Origin of the sequence: Verrucosispora sp. WMMD573 (assembly GCF_027497175.1) — a bacterium.
Lineage (GTDB): Bacteria > Actinomycetota > Actinomycetes > Mycobacteriales > Micromonosporaceae > Micromonospora.
Genome location: NZ_CP114901.1, coordinates 4,585,127 through 4,603,318 on the forward strand (window position 1 = coordinate 4,585,127; position 18,192 = coordinate 4,603,318).

Genomic DNA, 18,192 nt, shown 5'->3' on the forward strand with positions numbered 1-18,192 from the left:
CGTCGGAATTCACCCGATAGTGTCGCCTGTTGTGAGAGCTTCCGCAGTTACGGTGGCGGTGGCGGTGGCGCTGCTGGCGATGCCACTGGTGCCCATCGTCGACGCCCACGCGGCAGCGCCGGTCCCGTGTCCGCGCTCGGCGCCGCCGGCTCCCGGTCCCACCCCTGCGGCGACACCCTCCCCGGACCCGGTGCAGCGGGCCGTCGGCGGGCCTCGACTGGCCACGTCCGGTCTGGTGGTGCCCCCGGGCGTACCGAAACCGCCGAAGGTGGCCGCCACCTCTTGGCTGGTGGCCGACCTGGACACCGGCGAGGTGCTGGGTGGCTGCGGTCCGCACGAGTACGCGACCCCGGCCAGCGTGCAGAAGCTGTTGCTGGCCGCGACCATGCTGGCGAAACTCGACCCGGGTGACGTCGTCACCATTACCGCGGGTGATCTTGACATCGAGCCGGGCAGTTCGGCGGTGGGGTTGGTGGCGGGCGGCCGGTACCGGGTGGAGACGCTCTGGCTGGGGTTGCTGCTGCGCTCGGGAAACGAGGTGGCGAACGCGCTGGCCCGGCTCGGTGGCGGCGCGGACGGCATGACCGGCGGGCTGCGGGCGATGAACGAGCAGGCGAGACTGCTCGGGGCGTACCAGACGCACGCGGCGACGCCCTCCGGACTGGACGGTCCCGGGCAGTTCACCAGCGCGTACGATCTTGCTCTGATCACCCGGGCCTGTTTCGCCGACGCGCGTTTCCGGCGTTACGTGGCCACCCGCGAGGCGACCATTCCGGCCCAGCCGAGACAGCGCGCCAAGGGTTTCACCATCGACAACGACAACCAGCTGCTCCACCACTATCCCGGCGCGTTGGGCGGCAAGACCGGCTACACGGATCTGGCCCGACACACCTACGTCGGGATGGCCGAGCGAGGCGGACGCCGGCTCGTGGTGACATTGCTGGGTGCGGACGTGATCGACAAGCGGGGCTGGCAACAGGGCGCCGCCCTGCTCGACTGGGGATTCGAGCTGCCTCCGGCGGCATCGGTCGGGGTGCTGGTGAGCCCGGGTGCGGCCACCGCCTCGGCCCCACCGGCCGCCGTGCCCCCGCAGGCGTTGCCCGGCGGCGCTTCCGGGGCGGAGACATCGCGCTCGGCGGCCCTGGCCGGTCGCCTGCGGTCGGCCTCCCTGATCGGCCTCGCCGTCGGGGTGACGCTGCTCGCGGGCGGCCTGATCGGCCGCCGTCGGTGGCGGCACCGCACCACCGGCCGGCCTTGAGGTGACGCGGCGACGGCGCTGGCCGAGGGGTGGCCCGGTGCGGACGCCGCCGGGCTCGGCATCGTCGCGCTGCCTCGCACGGGTGAGCCTGACGGTCACACTGGCGGTCATGGCCGGTGCCTGCGGACGGGGCGACGAACCGGAGCCGACGCCTCCTCCACCATCGTCGCCGTCGGTGTCGCCGGGCCTCGTGGTGCTGTCCGATGTCGACCATCGCATCCGCACCGACATCCGGTACGCCACGGCGTACAACTTCGTCGGCCGCCGCGTCGCCGGCTACCAGGAACCCTTGTGCCTGCTGACCAAGCGCGCCGCTGAGGCGCTGCGCCGGGTGCAGGACGCGGCGCTCGCGGTCGGGCGCAGCCTCAAGGTGTACGACTGCTACCGCCCACAGCGGGCCACCGAGGATTTCCTGGAGTGGGCCGGCCAGCCGGGGCAGGACACCATGAGGGCCGAGTTCTACCCTCGGGTGGCCAAGGCGGAACTGGTCGACCGCGGCTACCTCGGCGCACCGAGCGCACACAGCAGGGGCAGTGCCGTCGACCTCACGCTTGTCGACGTGCCGGCAACCGAGAATGCTCCATATCGCCCCGGACAGCCGTTGGTGTCCTGCACTGCCCCGCGTGCGCAGCGCTTCGCCGACAACAGCGTCGACATGGGCACCGGCTTCGACTGCTTCGACCCGCTGTCGCACACCGACTCGGACCGCGTCGGTCGCACCGCGCGGGAGAACCGGCGACAGCTACGGCAACTGATGACCGAGGGCGGTTTCGTCGGCTACGACCGGGAGTGGTGGCACTTCCGCTACCGCGACGAACCCTGGCCCGACACCTACTTCGACCTGCCGGTGACCCGTTCCTCAGCCGGCTGACGTTGTCACGGGTCGCCCGAGCCATCACGCACGGCTCAGCCCTCGGTGCTGACGACGTACCCGGGGTCTCGTCTACGAGTGCGACGCGGGCATACCGACCGAGCCGAGTCTCTGTCCCGGTAGCTGAGAAGCGAATTATGAGATCTTGGACATTTTCCGTCAGCCGCCAACAGTCAGCCGCCAACGGAAAATGTCCAAGGTCTTGTATGGATGGTGCGTGGCGGGGTGGGCTATGCCGTCGGCAGAATGGCTCGCGGCGACAGGGATCTGCCCGCGCTGGACCGGCTCCTCGGTGAAGGGACGGTCGGCGCGTCGACCGTCGCCGTCGCTGTCCACCTCATGGACCGTGACACGGCTGCCCCCGGCACCGGGCCGGGCCGCGTTCACCGCCGAGGTCCGCGCTGCCCTCGGCGGGCGGGACCACGTCGCCGAGCGGGTTCGGTTCTGGTTGCGGCTCGGCACCACCGCCTGATCGCTGATCGCGCTCGCCAGGCTGATCAGCGGCGACCGGTGGGGGGTGGGACGGTGGCCGGCACCACTCTGTGGCGCGGCGAGGTGTGGGTTGCTCTCATGTCGGCGGTGACGCAGGTCACGCTAGCGTCGCCGTACGCCGACACCACCGCCGGCGCTCACCGACCCCCAGGGAGCGTCATGATCAGACCTGTCTCGCGGCTGCTCGCCGCCGCCGTCGCGGCTCTGCTGCTCATACCGGTGGCACCCGCCCACGCCGCCGGCACCCCACACACCAAGAGTCCCGTGTCCGGAAGCCTGTCGACGTACCGCATCTCGGGTGTGTACGTCGCCGGTGTCTCCTCCGGCGCCTACCTGGCAAACCAGATCCAGGTGGCCTACTCGCAGCGGATCAGGGGAGCGGCGCTGTTCGCCGCCGGCCCCTACTACTGCGCCCAGAACAACGTCGCGCAGGCGCTGTACGGCTGCGGCGACAACATCTACCCGACATACCTGAGCGCGTTGCAGGCGTACACCCGGACCTGGGCCGGATACGGCTGGGTCGACCCGGTCAGCGGGCTGTCCGGCGAGCCGGTCTACGTCTTCCATGGTGGCTCCGACGGCACGGTGAAGCGGTCGGTGAGTGACGACCTGGTCCGCTATCAGCGGCACTTCGGCGCCAGCGTCCAGTACGACAGCGGCTCGGCCGCCGGGCACGGCTGGGTCACGCCCTACGGCACGGTGGGCTGCACGGCCACGGCCGCGCCGTACCTGAACGACTGCGGCACCGATCCCCAGCAGACCTTCCTGCGCAAACTCTTCGGGTCGGTCCAGCCGCCGAACACCGGGCCGCTCGGTGGCACGCTTGTGCGGTTCAGCCAGAACAGCTTCGCACCGGGTGGCTGGGCCAACGGCCTGAGCATGGACGCGAACGGTTTCGCCTACGTCCCGTCGTCCTGCGCCTCAGGCGCGAGTTGCCGGCTGCTGGTGGCGCTGCACGGCTGCCTACAGGGCCACAGCCGGGTCGGCACCGCGTTCGTGGACCGGGCCAACCTCAACCAGTACGCCGACACCAACGCCACGATCGTGTTGTACCCGCAGGCCATCACCGCAGCCAGCAACCCGAACGGATGCTGGGACTGGTGGGGCTACCTCGGTGCCACCAACTACCCGATCAAGGGCGGTGCCCAGGTGGAGACGGTGATGAACATGGTGCGCCGGCTGGGCGGCTGAGCGTGGCCTTCGTCGCACCGTAGGCTGTCGTCCATGATTGCCGTACGTCAGCACGCCGATGACGCACGGGGTGGCCGTGCCGGCCCTGGTGTCCGCACCGGGGCCGGTCGCACGATGAGTGGTACGCCCGTGCCGGCTCCGCGAGGCGGGTCGGCCCGCAACCCACGCGGCAAGGCGCTGTTCGCCTGCTGCGCCCGGCTCGCCGCGTCCCGCGCGTTCGAGATCGCCATCGTCGTGGTGATCCTCGCCAACGGGATCGTCCTCGGCCTGGAGACGTACCCGGACCTGGGCCCGGCCGGCACCGCGTTGCGCGCTTTGGAGTGGGGCTTCCGGACGGTCTTCGTCGCCGAGATCACCATTCGGATCCTGGCGTACGGTCGCCGCCCGCAGGACTTCTTCCGGCACGGCTGGAACGTCTTCGACTTCCTGGTGGTCGCCGCGATCTTCGTCCCCGGCCTGCACGGCGACTCGGCGCTGCTGCGGGTGGTCCGGGTGCTGCGGATCGTCCGGCTGGTGCGGTTCTCACCCGGACTGCGCACGATCGTCTCGGCGTTGTGGCGCAGCCTGCCCGGCATCGGTGGCTTCTTCGCGCTGGCCGTGGTGACGCTCTACGTGTACGGCATGGCCGGCTGGTTGATTTTCGGCGAGGTCTATCCGGAGCAGTACGGCGACATCGGCCGCTCCCTGCTGACGCTGTTCGTCCTGCTGTCGTTGGAGACCCTGCCCGACCTCATCGAGCAGGGGATGGAGTTGTCGCCCTGGACGGTGCTGTACTACGGCAGCTACGTGGTGATCACCGTCAACCTGCTGCTCAACATCCTGATCGCGGTCTTCGTCAACTCGATGGAGGAGGCACGCCGGCTGGAGATGACCGAAGGGTTGGGCCCCGGCTACGACTCCGACGGTGACGGCGTGCCCGACGAGGTGGACCGGATCGCGATCAGTCAACGCCTCGACGACCTGCGTACGCTCGTCGTCGAGCTCGAACGCGAGCTGCGCATCGACCGCGACGACGGCAGACTCCGCCGGGCCGGCAAGGAGTGACCAGCCGCCCTCGCGTCCGCGTTTGATCATGATCACGACGGTCGCCGATAACGGGCGTCACCGGATAGGGTCGTTACACCGTCTGATGATCTCTGGGGAGGCTGTGTGCTGGCACTGGTGGCGGTCCATGCGCTGACAGCGGTGATCGCCCCGGGTCTGGTGCGGCTGTGCGGGCGCAACGCTCTCTACCTGGTGGCGCTGGTGCCGGGCGCGACGCTGGTGTGGGCGCTCACGCACACCACAGGGGTACGCGACGGTGTGCCGGTGGTCGAGACGGTGGCGTGGGTGCCGCAACTCGGGCTCGAACTCGCCCTCCGGATGGGCACGCTGTCCTGGCTGATGGTCGTCCTGGTCGGTGGGGTCGGCGCGCTGGTGCTGGCCTACAGCGCCCGCTACTTCCACACCGACGACCCTGGTCTCGGCCGCTTCGCCGCCGTGTTCGTCGCCTTCGCCGGCGCGATGCTCGGCCTGGTCGTCTCCGATGACCTGCTGCTGCTGTACGTGTTCTGGGAACTGACCACCGTCTTCTCGTACCTGCTGATCGGCAGCGACCCGGCAAAGCGGGCCAGCCGGCGGGCCGCCATGCAGGCCCTGCTGGTGACGACGCTGGGCGGCCTGGCGATGCTCGCCGGGTTCGTCATGCTCGGCCGGCACGCCGGCAGCTACCGCTGGTCCGAGATCGCCGGCAACCTGCCCGACGGCGGCTACCTCGCTGTCGCCGTGGTGCTGATCCTGCTCGGCGCGCTCAGCAAGTCGGCGATCTTCCCGTTCAGCTTCTGGCTGCCGGGTGCGATGGAGGCACCGACCCCGGTCAGCGCGTACCTGCATGCCGCCGCGATGGTGAAAGGCGGCGTGTTCCTGGTCGCCCTGCTGGGTCCGGCGCTCGCCGAGGTCACCCCGTGGCGACCGGTGCTGCTGACCACCGGCGTGGTCACCATGTTCCTCGGCGGGTGGGCGGCGTTGCGCCAGACCGACCTCAAGCTGCTGTTGGCGTACGGCACGGTCAGCCAGCTCGGCCTGCTGACGGTGATCCTCGGCGCCGGCACCCGCGACACCGCGTTGGCCGGTGCGGCGATGGTGCTCGCGCACGCCCTGTTCAAGGCCACCCTGTTCCTCACCGTCGGGCTCATCGATCACGCCGCCGGCACCCGGGACCTGCGCGAACTCAGTGGGTTGGGTCGGCGGACACCGGCGCTCGCCGGGGTGGCCGCGCTCGCGGCGGCGTCGATGGCCGGCCTGCCGCCGATGGTCGGGTTCGTGGCGAAGGAAGCCGCCGTCGAGGCGCTGCTGCACGGCGGCGGGCTCGACCTGGCGGTGCTGGCCGCTGTGGTGCTCGGCTCGGCGCTGACCGTCGCGTACACGCTGCGGTTCCTCTGGGGAGCCTTCGCCAGCAAGCCCGACCTCGCGCCGTCCGAGGTGGCGACGGTGTCCTGGCCGTTTCTCGCCCCGGCGGCGACGCTGGCCCTCGCGGGCGCCGCGGCCGGACTGCTCGCCCCGGCGGTGGACCGGCTGCTCGCCCCGTACGCCGATCGGTTCCCCAGCGCCGAGCCGGGCTACCACCTGGCGCTCTGGCACGGGCTGACCCCGGCGCTGGGGTTGTCGGTGCTGGCGGTGGCCGGCGGTGCCGGGCTGTTCCACCTGCTGCGCCGCCGCGAACGGGTGCCTGCCGCGCTGCGGCTGCCCTTCGACAGCGCCACCGTCTACACACGGGTCATCGGTGCCGTCGACCGGCTGGCGGTGGAGCTGACCGGTGCCACCCAACGTGGTTCGCTGCCGTTCTACCTCGGCGTCATCCTGGTGGTGCTGGTGCTGCTGCCCGGCGGGGCGCTGCTGATCGGTGCGCCCTGGCCGCAGCGGTTCCACGTCTGGGACACCCCGCTCCAGGGGGTGGCCGCCGCCGTGGTGATCGTGGCGGCGGTGCTCGCCGCCCGCGCCCTGCGCCGCCTCACCGCGATGATCCTGGTCGGCGTGGCCGGCTACGGCACCGCGCTGCTGTTCATCCTGCACGGCGCCCCCGATCTGGCGCTGACCCAGTTTCTGGTGGAGACCGTTACCATCGTCATGTTCGTGCTGGTGTTGCGTCGCCTGCCGGTCAAGTTCTCGGAGCGGCCGATCCGCGCCAGCCGGCGCGGTCGCGTCGCGATCGGCGTCGCCGTCGGCGCGGTCACCGCCGGCATGGCGTACGTCGCCACGGGTTCGCGCCAGGCCATTCCGATCTCGGTGGGCTTTCCCGACGAGGCGGTGTCGTACGGCGGCGGGAAGAACATCGTCAACGTGGCCCTGGTCGACATCCGGGCCTGGGACACGATGGGTGAGATCGCCGTGCTGGTGGTGGCCGCCACCGGAGTGGCCAGCCTGATCTTCCGGCGGGCCGGTGACCTGCACCGGCGGGCCGACATTCCCGGCAGCGGCCGGGCGGAGTCCGCCCGGCCCCGCTGGCTGACAGGCGGTGCCACCACCCGGGCACAGTCGGTCGTCCTCCAGGTGGTGACCCGGCTGCTGTTCCACGCCATCGTGCTCTTCTCCATCTACCTGCTGTTCAGTGGTCACAATGCCCCGGGTGGTGGTTTCGCCGCCGGCTTGGTCGCCGGTCTCGCGCTGGCCGTGCGTTACCTGGCCGGCGGGCGCACCGAACTCAACGGCGCCGCGCCCGTCGACGCCGGCTTGGTGCTCGGTGCCGGGCTCTTCGTCGCCGTCGGTACCGGCGTCGGCGCGATGCTGCTCGGCGGCGAGTTCCTCCAGAGCGCGGTCCTCGATTTCCACCTGCCGGTGCTGGGACACGTCCACTTCGTCACGTCGGTCTTCTTCGACATCGGTGTCTACCTGATCGTCGTCGGCCTGGTGCTGGACATCCTGCGCAGCCTCGGCGCGGAGATGGACCGACAGAGCGAGACCGAGACCGCCGAGAGCCGGGAAAAGGAGCTGGTGTGAGCGCCAACCTCACCTACGTGATCGTGGTCGGCGTGCTCGTCGCCGCCGGCGTGACGCTGCTGCTGGAACGCAGCCTCACCCGGGTGCTGATGGGCGTCATCCTGCTCGGCAACGGCGCCAACCTGCTGCTGCTGACCGGCGGACGGGCCGGTGGAGCGCCGATCGTCGGCACCACCGAGCCGGAACAGATGAGTGATCCGCTGCCTCAGGCGATGATTCTCACCGCCATCGTCATCACCCTCGGCATGACGGCGTTCCTGCTCGCCTTGGCGTACCGCAGCTGGCACCTCAACGGGCACGACGAGGTGCAGGACGACGTCGAGGACCGCCGGATCATGGATCTCGCGATCCGCGACGAGGGACCGGGCACCGCCGACACCGAGGTCGGCGACGGCGACGACGGGCCGGCCGACGATGCCCGGCCGGTCGCCGACGTGGTGCAAGCAGGGCGGGCCGGATGACCTACCTCGTACCGCTGCCGGTGGTGATGCCACTGCTCGGCGCGGCGCTGACGCTGCTGCTGCTCGGCCGTCCACACGCCCAGCGGTGGGTGAGCCTCACCGTGCTCGTCGCCACCGTGGCGGTGTCGGCGGCGCTGCTGGTGCAGTCCAGCCTGCACGGCCCACTGGTGGTGGAGGTGGGTGGCTGGGTCGCCCCGTTGGGCATCGTGCTGGTCGCCGACCAGCTGGCCGCGCTGATGCTGGTGGTCTCGGCCGCGGTGACGCTCTGCGTGCTGGTCTACTCGATCGGGCAGGGTATGGCCGACGGCCACGAGGAGACGCCGCTGTCGGTCTACCACCCGACCTACCTGGTGCTGACCGCCGGTGTCTGCAACGCGTTCCTCTCCGGTGATCTGTTCAACCTCTACGTCGGTTTCGAGATCCTGCTGGTCGCCAGCTACGTGCTGCTGACCCTGGGCAGCACGGAGAACCGGATCCGCGCCGGCACCACCTACGTGGTGGTGAGCCTGCTCTCCTCGGTGATCTTCCTGATCGCGATCGGCCTGGTCTACGCCTCGACCGGCACCCTCAATCTCGCCCAACTCGTCGACCGGCTGGACACCCTGCCGGACGATCTGCGCCTGCTGTTGCAGGGCATGCTGCTGTTGGCCTTCGGCATCAAGGCGGCGGTCTTCCCGCTGTCGGCCTGGCTGCCGGACAGCTATCCGACGGCACCGGCACCGGTCACCGCGGTCTTCGCCGGCCTGCTCACCAAGGTCGGCGTGTACGCGATCATCCGTACCGAGACCCTGCTGTTCCCCGGTGGCCGCACGGCCACGCTGCTGCTGGTGACGGCGGTGCTGACCATGCTGGTCGGGATCCTCGGCGCGGTCGCCCAGTCGGACATCAAGCGGCTGCTGTCGTTCACGCTGATCAGCCACATCGGCTACATGCTCTTCGGGGTGGGCCTCACCTCGTCGCTCGGACTGTCCGCGGCGATCTTCTACGTGGTGCACCACATCACCATCCAGACCACCCTCTTCCTCGCCGCCGGCCTGGTCGAACGCCGGGGCGGCAGCACCGCCCTGGACCGGCTCGGCGGTCTGGCCCGGCTGTCGCCGCTGCTCGCCGTGCTGTTCTTCGTGCCCGCGCTGAACCTCGCCGGCATCCCGCCGTTCTCCGGGTTCCTCGGCAAGCTCGGCCTGATCCAGGCAGGCGTCGACGACGGCGGTGTGCTGGCCTGGGTCCTGGTGGCCGGCGGACTGATCACCAGCCTGCTCACCCTCTACGCCATCGCCCGGGTGTGGAATCTGGCCTTCTGGCGGACGCCACACGCGGACATGCCGGCGGCCGACGACGCCGAGCAGGCGGCCCGTACCGAGGGCGCGGTGGAGCCGGACCGGGGCGGCGGGCAGTCAGGCGCTGTGCTGCCCAAGCTGATGATCGCGCCGACGCTCGCGCTGGTCGTGCTCGGCCTCGCGTTGACCGTGGTCGCCGGCCCGTTGTTCGACCTCAGCACCGACGCCGCCGACGACCTGCTGCGCCGGACCCCCTACGTCGATGCCGTCTTCCCGGGAGGTGCGCCGTGAGTTCCGACCCGTTGACCCCGGCGGAGCCGAGCGAGCCGCTGCGCCCCGCGCTGAGCCGCACGGCCCGGCGGCGCAACCAGGTCATGGCGGTGACCGCGCTGGTCGCCGTCTGGGTGCTGCTCTGGGGCACGCTGTCGTGGGCCAACATCATCGGTGGCCTGGTGGTCGCAGCCGTGCTGCTGGCGGTCTTCCCGCTGCCGCCGGTGACCTTCGCCGGCCGCATCCACCCGCTGCCGATGCTTCGCTTCTGGCTGCATTTCCTGCGTGACCTCGTGGTCGCCTCGGCGCAGGTCGCCTGGTTGGCCATCCGGGTCGGCCACACCCCGCAGAGCGCGATCATCGCGGCGCGGCTGCGGATCAACACCGACCTCAACCTCACGCTCACCGCGGAGGCGTTGTCGCTGCTCCCGGGCAGCCTGATCCTGGAGGCCGACCGGCGGACCGGCACGCTCTACATCCACGTGCTGGGTGTGACCAGCCGGGACGAGGTCGAACGTTTCCGCCGAGGCGTGTTCGGGCTCGAGGCCCGCATCGTCGAGGCCATCGGCTCACCCGACGAGGTGCGCCGCATCCGGGAGAGACCGGCTGACCGGGAAGGAGTACCCGCATGACCGCGGTCGCCGTCACCGTCACCGTGCTGCTCGCCGTGGCCGGCGGGCTCACCCTCACCAGGGTCATCCGTGGGCCGTCGATCCTCGACCGGGCCGTGGCCACCGATGTGCTGCTGGCCATCATCGTCGCGGCGATCGCCACGGAGGCCGCCTACAGCCGGGACGCCACCGCGCTGCCCGTGCTTGTCGTCCTCGCCGTGCTCGGCTTCGTCGGCTCGGTAAGCGTCGCCCGATTCGCCGCCCGACGCGACGACAGCTCCACGTCCACCCCGTCGGACCGGAGCCGGACATGAGCATGGACGTGGTGTTCGACGTCGCCGCCTCGATCTGTCTGATCGCCGGGGCGCTGCTCAGCCTGGCCGCCGGGGTGGCCCTGGTGCGCTTCCCCGACCTGCTCACCCGGATGCACGCGGCGGCCAAACCGCAGGTGCTCGGACTGTTGCTGGTGCTGGTCGGGTGCGCGTTGCGACTGCGTACCGGGGTGGACATCACCACGCTGGTGCTGGTCGGCGCCTTCTCCCTCGCCACGGCCCCGGTCGCGGCACACATGGTCGGTCGGGTCGCGTACCCGCACGAGGACATCCGCACCGACCTGCTGGTCGCCGACGAACTCGCCGCCCATCTGGACCGTACCGCCGACGAGCGGGAGCACACGACACCGGCCCTGACCAGGCCATCGGCGGCCGGCGGTCGCGCACGTCCGTGACTGCGCCGGCCGGGGCCTGGCGGCTGCCCGCGCGGGGCCAATGTCCGGCGGCTTCCCTCGGACCAATATCCATTGCGGGCAGGGCGGCTCATGCCTAGCCTTTCCGGCATCAGGTCGATCACGACGGGAGCCGGAAGGAGTATGCCGTGCGAGAACTGAACCGCAGCCAGGTCGGTCGTCACTTGTGGTGTCCCGCCGTCGCGCTTGCCGGCAGACCCGCCCTCCCAACGACCAGCAGGTAGTCCCGGCGCTCAACACGCCGCCGCAGGGCAGACCCTGACCGGCACGGACTCGCCCACGATCCCGCCCCCGCGCGGCCGTGGATCATGCAGTTGTGGTCTCTCCAAATGTGGGCAAATGCTGCATTCCATCGACCACAGGTGCATGATCGGCGGGCTTCGCCGCAGAAACCAGGAGAACATCACCATGGGCTTCAGCCTGCTCGCGGGAACGCGGGCGCCGGTGCGGGTCTGGACGGACCCGTACGCCATCGAGCCGCAGGCCGCGAAGCAGCTGCGCAACATCGGCGCGCTGCCGTGGGTGCAGGGCGTCGCGGTCATGCCCGACGTGCACTTCGGCAAGGGCGCCACGGTCGGCTCGGTCATCGCGATGCGGCAGGCGGTGTCACCGGCGGCCGTCGGGGTCGACATCGGCTGCGGCATGTCGGCGGTGCGTACCTCGCTGACCGCCGCCGACCTGCCCGACGACCTCGCCGGGCTGCGCCGGGCCGTCGAGGACGCCATCCCGGTCGGCTTCGCCCAGCGCGACGAGCCGGTCGACCCGCGCCGGGTGCGAGGGCTGGAACAGCGGGGCTGGGACGACTTCTGGCGGCGCTTCGTCGATCTGGACCGGCGGGTGGCGCAGCTGGAGACGCGGGCCCGGCGGCAGCTGGGCACCCTCGGTGGTGGCAACCACTTCATCGAGGTCTGCCTGGAGCAGGGTGGCGCCGACGCCGGCCGGGTCTGGCTGATGCTGCACTCCGGATCCCGCAACATCGGCAAGGAACTGGCCGAGCGGCACATCGCGGTGGCCCGCCGGCTGCCGCACAACGCCGACCTGCCTGACCGGGACCTGGCGGTGTTCCTCGCCGGCACGCCGGAGATGGACGCCTACCGCCGGGACCTGTGGTGGGCGCAGGAGTACGCGCGGCGCAACCGCGCCGTCATGCTCGCCGTCCTGATGAACCTGATGCGGGACCGGTTTCCGCAGGTCAGCTACGACGAGCCGATCAGCTGTCACCACAACTACGTGGCGGAAGAGACCTACGAGGGGGTGGACGTGTTGGTGACGCGCAAGGGTGCCATCCGGGCCGGCCTCGGTGACCTGGGCATCATTCCCGGCTCGATGGGCACCGGCTCGTACATCGTCCGGGGCTCCGGCAACGACTGGAGTTACCGCTCGGCCTCGCACGGCGCGGGCCGGCGGATGTCCCGGGCCCAGGCGAAGCGGACGTACAGCACCGCTGACCTGGCGGCGCAGACGTCGGGTGTGGAGTGCCGCAAGGACGCCGGGGTGGTCGACGAGATCCCCGGCTCGTACAAGGACATCAACGCGGTGATGGCGCAGCAGGATGACCTGGTCGAGGTGGTCGCCCACCTCAAGCAGGTGGTCTGTGTGAAGGGCTGAGGTGCGGTCGGTGCCCGTCGGGGGGCGGGCACCGACCGCACCCGTTGTCCGCCGTGGTGATCTCCGCGGGCCAGCGTCACGTTAGTCGCGTCCCGGTGACCCGAGCATCCCGTTGACCTTGCGGCTGGCTTCGGCACCGCCCAGATCGGCGTCGTGCTGGCCACCTCCGCACTCGCCGACGCGGTCTACCAGGCTCAGGCCGTGGGACCGCTGGTGCGGCGTTTCGGCGACAAACGCTGCTGGCCGCGACGCCCGACGTCCGGTCGACGTCGCCCTAGTGGGCGCCAGGGATGCGCGGCACCTCGATGGCTTTGACGGTGCGGTCTTCCGCAGGAGTAGCTCGTCCGACACGCCGCGGGCCTTTTCCAATGGCGACCAGTCGCACGATCATTCGCCATTGGAGAAGGCCCGCTGAGGTCAAGGGCGCACTACCGGGACGAGATATCTGGCACCGGACATCGGTCAGCGAGGGGCGGTGAAGTTGTACAACTCCGACGCGGTGTCGTCGAAATAGGGTGACCACCACAAGGTCGGCGCCGTGTACGAGTTGAGCGTGCTGTTGACTCCGTTCAGGTAGCCCCAGTTCCCATCCCAGCTGATCAACCACGGGCCGCCGCTGGCTCCTGCGGTCAGGTCGCAGTTGATGCGAATCCGCGCCCCGGACTGGGTCGAGTTGCCGCTGCACCTCAACAGGTTGCCGCCGTCGAACGGCGCGCCGCTCGGGTAGCCGAAGTTGTTGATGCCGACCGTGAAGCCCTGGTGCGTACGGAAGCCGTGGCCCCCGAACTGGTTCACGATGTGGACACCGTTGCGGGTGTTCATGATGGCCACGGCCATGTCGGCCTCCCAGTTGGAGTTGTCGATCCAACTGCTCCAGGTCCACAGCTCGCGGGCCGTCCAGGTGCCGTGTGGCCGAGGGTCGGTCAGGTCATCGTCGTACGCCGGGACGAACGACCAGTTGGTGGCGAGACTGCTGCCGGGGCCGCCGTGGATGCAGTGGCCAGCCGTCCACACGGTGTTGAAGCCGACCGAGTTGATGACCGCGCCGGAGCAGACCCACGATCCGCCGTCCATGTTGAAGAAGACTTTGCCGTTGGACCGGGCGGTCGGGTGGTTGGAGCCGAGGTTCGGGTTGATGGCCTGCGTGGACATGCCCGGGGTGCCCATCAGGCCCGCCACCGGAGGCACATCCACCGGCCTGGACCGGTTGGTCGGCGTGGCAGAGGAGGTTCCGCCACTCTGGGTGAAACGCCGTGCCGCGGCCTTGTACGAGGGAGACTCCTCGACGGGCCTGGCATTGCGCATCCGCTCGGGCGTCCAGTACGCCTCGATCGCCGCGTCGGCAGTCACCTGCGCGCCGTACCGCTGCCTGCCGGCCGCCCACGCCTCCGCGCTGACGGCCGTGCCCACCTGGCGGATGCTGTCACCGTCGGCGTGCGGAGCCGCCTGCGCCGGCTGGCCGACGGTCAGCAGCGGGAGGGCCAGGGCCAGGGCCAGCATGGGATACCTCAGGCGTCGACCACCGATTGTTCCTGCTCTCATCGAACACCCCTCTTCTCGGGCCGTGTGAGATACCGGAAATTACCCCGACCGATATCGAGTTTCGGCTCTCTACGGCTGGTCATGGGGACATCCTGGACCAGGTTTAACACCGTTGGCCTGCCGATGTCGAAAAACAGACAGACGTCCGTCGATACATCATGATTCAAAGACGTCGATTGATTGTCGTTGTCGTGGCCCGGCCCGGCGGGCCCGATCCCGGCAAGCGCTTCGATGATGACGGGCGTGACTGGGCAACCCGCGTTGCCTGCCCATCCCGGCCTCTTCTCGGTATTTGTCGCCGTCGCGACAATTCGAAGTACGTGGAACGGCGTCAGCCTGCTACCGCTATTCAAATGCCGTTAGATTGATCCCGTTGGACTTGTGCCCCGGATCCCGAACCCCGCGGGGCGCTCGTCGTCGCCGAGCGGCCGGAAGCCTGGTGTGTGCTCCGCGAAGGGCGGCGTGGCTCCCGCGGCGCGGGCGGCGAGGGTGCCCTCGCGCAGGGTTACACCCGGCATGGCCTCGCTGTGCAGCACCCGCAGGGTCGCGTCGGTCCATTCGCGTTGTGGGTCGTCCGGCGGCGAGAGGTTCGGGCCGGTCAGCGCGCCGGCCAATGCCGACGTGGTCCGCGTGGGCGGCTCCGCGGTGCGGATGAGGACCCGCGCACCGGCCTCGGCCAGCCGGATGCCGGTGCTGAGACCGGCGACTCCCGCGCCGAGGACGACAACATCCGGACGTACGCTCATGAGGGCTCCTTCAGCGTGGCGCCGGACTTCGACCGGGTCAGCCAGGTGGACCTGCCGCAGTGGAGCGCCGGCCGGCCGGCGCTCCCCGGTGACGGGGCCTGGTGCGTCAGCCTCTTCGCCGGGCACGGCGCGGCCCTGGCGCTCGCCGGTGCCGACCGGCTCGGCGCCGCCCTGACTCGGCCCGGTGACGACGTCCGCCCGGCATCCGTGGCCTCGTTCGTCGCGGCATCGAACGCCAGAACCGGTGACCGCGTGATCGACCCCGACGCGCGGCCGGTCAGCCGTACGGGTCGAAGGGGATCCCGGCTGGCTTCGCGGCGTCGAGCAGGTACTCGAACGAGCCATCCTTGATCTTGATGGTGGCGGCGCCGAAGTTGGCGTCCATCAGCCGGCTGCGCAGTTCGGTGCTGGGCCAGCCGTTCCAGTCGACCACCGGTGGGTAGTGCCAGACGTGGTAGTGGTTCTCCGGCGGCTCGTCGTTGTTGTTGGCGAGCCGAAAGAAATGCGTCGACGCGCCGTCCTTGTGGTAGACGACCTTCGGATGGGTGCCGTCGAACCGCACCTGCGAGCGCGGGTAGGTGCGCCGGCTGCTGTGTTGGGTGGTGCTCACGTACTCGACCCGGTCGGCTGCCTGGTCGACCCAGGAGATGACGTGCTCCCAGTCGTGCCGATGGCCACCGAGGCCGCTGCCGTGCACGGCCTGGTCCTTCTCGAAGTAGCTGGCGTAGACGATCGCGCACCAGCCGTTGTTGCACTTGGCGCGGGCGTACGTCTGCGACATGTCCAGATCGGAGCGGTCCCGGCAGCTGCCGTTGATCGCCCCGGTGGTCTTCAGCCCGCCGTTGATCGTGCCGTCCGGGCTGATCGCCGACACGGCATAGCAGCCGTCGGTGTCGTAGTCGTAGGCCGGCGAGAACGACGACTCGTAGCCACCGGCGTTGTGCGGCAGGTTTGGCAGTGAGTTCGCGTGTGCCGGCGCCGCCGGGACCAGGATGCCGAGCGCGGCCAGCCCGGCGACGAGCCGGGCCGGCCAGCGCCGATCGGCACTCGGCGGCTGACCGGTGCGGAGCGTTGGTGGGAGAGATGACGGCGATGCCACGGGATCCATTCGTCGCCTTCCTGGGCCGGAGCGCCTTTCGGGTGCCGATGCGTGAGCATCTATATCTCACGCCGACGGGAGGCCGGTCAACGCCGAACGCGAGGCCGCCTCATGAACGGTCGGTGTGACCGGTCGCGCCGGCGTCACCGAGCCACTGAACTACGGCGTCGCGCAGCGGTCGAGCAGGGTCGGCACCCCGTCGCCGGTCAGCTCGGCGCAGTAGGCCCGACGCCCGGTCATCGCCATCGTCAGCGCGAGCGTGGCACCGGACACCAGCGGCCCGGAGCCGGTGGCGAAGGGCCCGTCGGTCGCCGCCAGGCGCAACCCACCGATCCTGCTCCTGGCCGGCACGGTGAGGTCGGAGCCGGCGAAGTACGCGGCGACCCGGGTGACGGTCGCGATCGGGTACGCGTGGTCCAGCCCCAGCGGGCGACGGATGTCCTCGCCGTGCACGACCTGCTCACCGAGCATCGCCAGCACCGGCAGGGGCGGCTTGGTGGTGCTGGCGACGACCCGGCGGAACCGGTCGAGGGTGTCGTGGGCGGTCTCGCCCAGTTGCTCGTTGAGTCGCATGAGCACCTGTCGGTCGAAGTCCCACCGGCACCGGATCACGCCCAGCATCCAGCGCGTGGGGGTGAGGCTCGCCGCCGCGGTGAGGTGGGCGAGGACCTGACGAACCGTCAGACCGGTGCAGAGCGACGGCGTGGTCCATTGGTCGTCGGTCAGGCCGGCGAGATCGTCGGCGAGCGCCGCCCGTTCCGCGTGGACCAGCGACCATATGGCGGTGCGGTCGTGTCTCGCCGGGTGCTCGATCATGAGTGGACCTCCTGTGGTGGCCGCCGCCGCAGCGCGTGCGGTCGGGCGCTGCGAACGGGGCGGTCGTGCCCTGTCGAGAGAGAAGACTCCCGGCGTCGGGCAGAATCGTCGCTCGTGACCGACCTTTCTTCCGAGCTGGTCGCCGGGATCTCACCCGAGTCCGAGGAGCCGGACCTCGTCCGGGCGCGTGCCGGGGACGACGCTGCGTTCGGCCGGCTGGTCGCGCCGCTGCGCCGGGAGTTGCACGGGCACTGCTACCGGATGCTCGGCTCCGCGCACGACGCCGACGACGCCCTTCAGGAGGCCCTGCTGCGGGCGTGGCGGGGAGTCGGCCGCTACACGGGTCGCGGATCCCTGCGTTCCTGGCTCTACACCATCGCCACCCGTACCTGCCTGGACGCCGTCGAGAGCCGCGGGCGGCGTGCCCTACCCGTCGATCTCGGGCCGTCCCGCGACCAGGCGGTGCTTGACGGTGCCGCCCGGACCGAGGTGGCCTGGCTGGGCCCGTACCCGGACACCGGGATCGCCCCGGGACCGCTCGGTCCGCACGCCCGCTACGAGCAGCGGGAAGCGGTCGAACTCGCCTTCGTGGCGGCCCTGCAACACCTGCCCGGCAACCAACGGGCCGCCCTGCTGCTCTTCGACGTCCTCGGCTACTCCGTCGCCGAGATCGCCGCGATGATGGCCACCTCGCCCACGTCGGTGAACTCGGCGCTGGCGCGAGCCCGCAGGATCGTGGCCGAGCGGGTGCCGGCCCTGTCGCAGCAGCAGACGCTGCGCGATCTCGGTGACGCGCGGCTGCGGCAGGTTGTCACCGCGTTCGCGGCGGCGTTCGAACGTCGAGACGTGGACGCCCTGGTCGCGTTGCTGACCGAGGACGTCACCTGGTCGATGCCGCCGCTTGCGGAGTGGTACGCGGGAATCGACGCCGTCACCGACTTCGCCGCGAAGGTGCCGCTCGGCGACTGCCCCAGCTGGCGGCACCTGGTCACCTGCGCGAACGGCCAGCCGGCGGTGGCGTTCTACCTGGGCGCAGAGCCGGCCGGCGACCATCACGGCTGGTCGGTCACCGTGCTGACGTTGCGCGGCGAGCGGATCGCCGGGATCACCTCGTTCGTCGGCGCGGACCACCTGACCCGGTTCGAGCTGCCGGTCAGCCTCGCCGCACCGTGACCTGCTCGCCGGTGGAAACGGCACCGCACCAGGCGCGCGTCGTACCGCAGGCGAGCC

Annotated in this window: 18 protein-coding genes; 13 read left to right on the forward strand and 5 right to left on the reverse strand. The window is 70.5% G+C overall.

From position 1 onward, the window contains the following. Nucleotides 1-79: 79 nt before the first annotated feature. On the forward strand, nucleotides 80-1,258 hold the full coding sequence (locus O7601_RS20890) for a serine hydrolase (protein WP_281566991.1): 1,179 nt from the start codon (nucleotides 80-82) through the stop codon (nucleotides 1,256-1,258). 175 nt (nucleotides 1,259-1,433) lie between these two features. Next, nucleotides 1,434-2,129: a M15 family metallopeptidase gene (locus tag O7601_RS20895; RefSeq protein ID WP_281562781.1), complete on the forward strand. Its 696-nt coding sequence runs from the start codon at nucleotides 1,434-1,436 to the stop codon at nucleotides 2,127-2,129. 159 nt (nucleotides 2,130-2,288) lie between these two features. Here the strand turns inward: O7601_RS20895 and O7601_RS20900 are convergent, their stop codons facing one another. Then, complete coding sequence (locus O7601_RS20900) at nucleotides 2,289-2,465, reverse strand: hypothetical protein (protein ID WP_281562782.1); 177 nt, start codon at nucleotides 2,463-2,465, stop codon at nucleotides 2,289-2,291. Nucleotides 2,466-2,475: 10 nt separating this feature from the next. Here O7601_RS20900 and O7601_RS20905 point away from each other — a divergent pair, with 10 nt between their 5' ends. From O7601_RS20905 to O7601_RS20950, 10 genes are all read left to right on the forward strand, one after another. After that, nucleotides 2,476-2,601, forward strand: coding sequence for a hypothetical protein (locus tag O7601_RS20905; RefSeq protein WP_281562783.1), 126 nt, complete (start codon nucleotides 2,476-2,478; stop codon nucleotides 2,599-2,601). Nucleotides 2,602-2,780: 179 nt separating this feature from the next. Next, nucleotides 2,781-3,812, forward strand: a complete 1,032-nt coding sequence (locus tag O7601_RS20910) for a PHB depolymerase family esterase (protein ID WP_281562784.1) — start codon at nucleotides 2,781-2,783, stop codon at nucleotides 3,810-3,812. A gap of 114 nt (nucleotides 3,813-3,926) precedes the next feature. After that, nucleotides 3,927-4,856 carry an ion transporter gene (locus O7601_RS20915; RefSeq protein WP_281562785.1) on the forward strand — a complete coding sequence of 310 codons (930 nt, stop codon included), beginning with the start codon at nucleotides 3,927-3,929 and terminating at the stop codon, nucleotides 4,854-4,856. A gap of 105 nt (nucleotides 4,857-4,961) precedes the next feature. Next, nucleotides 4,962-7,787 carry a Na+/H+ antiporter subunit A gene (locus O7601_RS20920; RefSeq protein WP_281562786.1) on the forward strand — a complete coding sequence of 942 codons (2,826 nt, stop codon included), beginning with the start codon at nucleotides 4,962-4,964 and terminating at the stop codon, nucleotides 7,785-7,787. Further along, complete coding sequence (locus tag O7601_RS20925) at nucleotides 7,784-8,248, forward strand: Na(+)/H(+) antiporter subunit C (protein ID WP_281562787.1); 465 nt, start codon at nucleotides 7,784-7,786, stop codon at nucleotides 8,246-8,248. The genes O7601_RS20920 and O7601_RS20925 overlap by 4 nt, the downstream gene beginning before the upstream one ends. Further along, nucleotides 8,245-9,816 carry a Na+/H+ antiporter subunit D gene (locus O7601_RS20930; RefSeq protein WP_281562788.1) on the forward strand — a complete coding sequence of 524 codons (1,572 nt, stop codon included), beginning with the start codon at nucleotides 8,245-8,247 and terminating at the stop codon, nucleotides 9,814-9,816. Before O7601_RS20925 ends, O7601_RS20930 begins: the two co-directional genes overlap by 4 nt. Then, on the forward strand, nucleotides 9,813-10,427 hold the full coding sequence (locus O7601_RS20935) for a Na+/H+ antiporter subunit E (protein WP_281562789.1): 615 nt from the start codon (nucleotides 9,813-9,815) through the stop codon (nucleotides 10,425-10,427). Before O7601_RS20930 ends, O7601_RS20935 begins: the two co-directional genes overlap by 4 nt. Then, entirely contained in the window at nucleotides 10,424-10,720 is a 297-nt protein-coding gene (locus O7601_RS20940; RefSeq protein WP_281562790.1) for a monovalent cation/H+ antiporter complex subunit F, read from the forward strand. Before O7601_RS20935 ends, O7601_RS20940 begins: the two co-directional genes overlap by 4 nt. Continuing rightward, nucleotides 10,717-11,133 carry a monovalent cation/H(+) antiporter subunit G gene (gene mnhG / locus O7601_RS20945; RefSeq protein ID WP_281562791.1) on the forward strand — a complete coding sequence of 139 codons (417 nt, stop codon included), beginning with the start codon at nucleotides 10,717-10,719 and terminating at the stop codon, nucleotides 11,131-11,133. The genes O7601_RS20940 and mnhG overlap by 4 nt, the downstream gene beginning before the upstream one ends. 426 nt (nucleotides 11,134-11,559) lie before the next feature. Next, nucleotides 11,560-12,759 carry an RtcB family protein gene (locus O7601_RS20950; RefSeq protein ID WP_281566992.1) on the forward strand — a complete coding sequence of 400 codons (1,200 nt, stop codon included), beginning with the start codon at nucleotides 11,560-11,562 and terminating at the stop codon, nucleotides 12,757-12,759. A 462-nt stretch (nucleotides 12,760-13,221) separates the two neighbouring features. On the opposite strand, the gene O7601_RS20955 is transcribed toward O7601_RS20950, so the two are convergent. The 4 genes from O7601_RS20955 to O7601_RS20970 all read right to left on the reverse strand — a co-directional run bounded on the left by O7601_RS20955 (nucleotide 13,222) and on the right by O7601_RS20970 (nucleotide 16,962). Beyond that, entirely contained in the window at nucleotides 13,222-14,301 is a 1,080-nt protein-coding gene (locus O7601_RS20955; protein ID WP_281562792.1) for a hypothetical protein, read from the reverse strand. A gap of 359 nt (nucleotides 14,302-14,660) precedes the next feature. Continuing rightward, the gene (locus O7601_RS20960; protein WP_281562793.1) at nucleotides 14,661-15,047 is read right to left on the reverse strand and encodes an FAD-dependent oxidoreductase; all 387 of its coding nucleotides are present in this window, start codon (nucleotides 15,045-15,047) and stop codon (nucleotides 14,661-14,663) included. A gap of 277 nt (nucleotides 15,048-15,324) precedes the next feature. Beyond that, nucleotides 15,325-16,155: an NPP1 family protein gene (locus O7601_RS20965; RefSeq protein WP_281562794.1), complete on the reverse strand. Its 831-nt coding sequence runs from the start codon at nucleotides 16,153-16,155 to the stop codon at nucleotides 15,325-15,327. 150 nt (nucleotides 16,156-16,305) lie between these two features. Continuing rightward, complete coding sequence (locus tag O7601_RS20970; RefSeq protein ID WP_281562795.1) at nucleotides 16,306-16,962, reverse strand: maleylpyruvate isomerase family mycothiol-dependent enzyme; 657 nt, start codon at nucleotides 16,960-16,962, stop codon at nucleotides 16,306-16,308. A 114-nt stretch (nucleotides 16,963-17,076) separates the two neighbouring features. On the opposite strand from O7601_RS20970, the gene O7601_RS20975 reads away from it, so the two are divergent. After that, on the forward strand, nucleotides 17,077-18,135 hold the full coding sequence (locus tag O7601_RS20975) for a sigma-70 family RNA polymerase sigma factor (protein ID WP_281562796.1): 1,059 nt from the start codon (nucleotides 17,077-17,079) through the stop codon (nucleotides 18,133-18,135). Nucleotides 18,136-18,192: the final 57 nt, after the last annotated feature.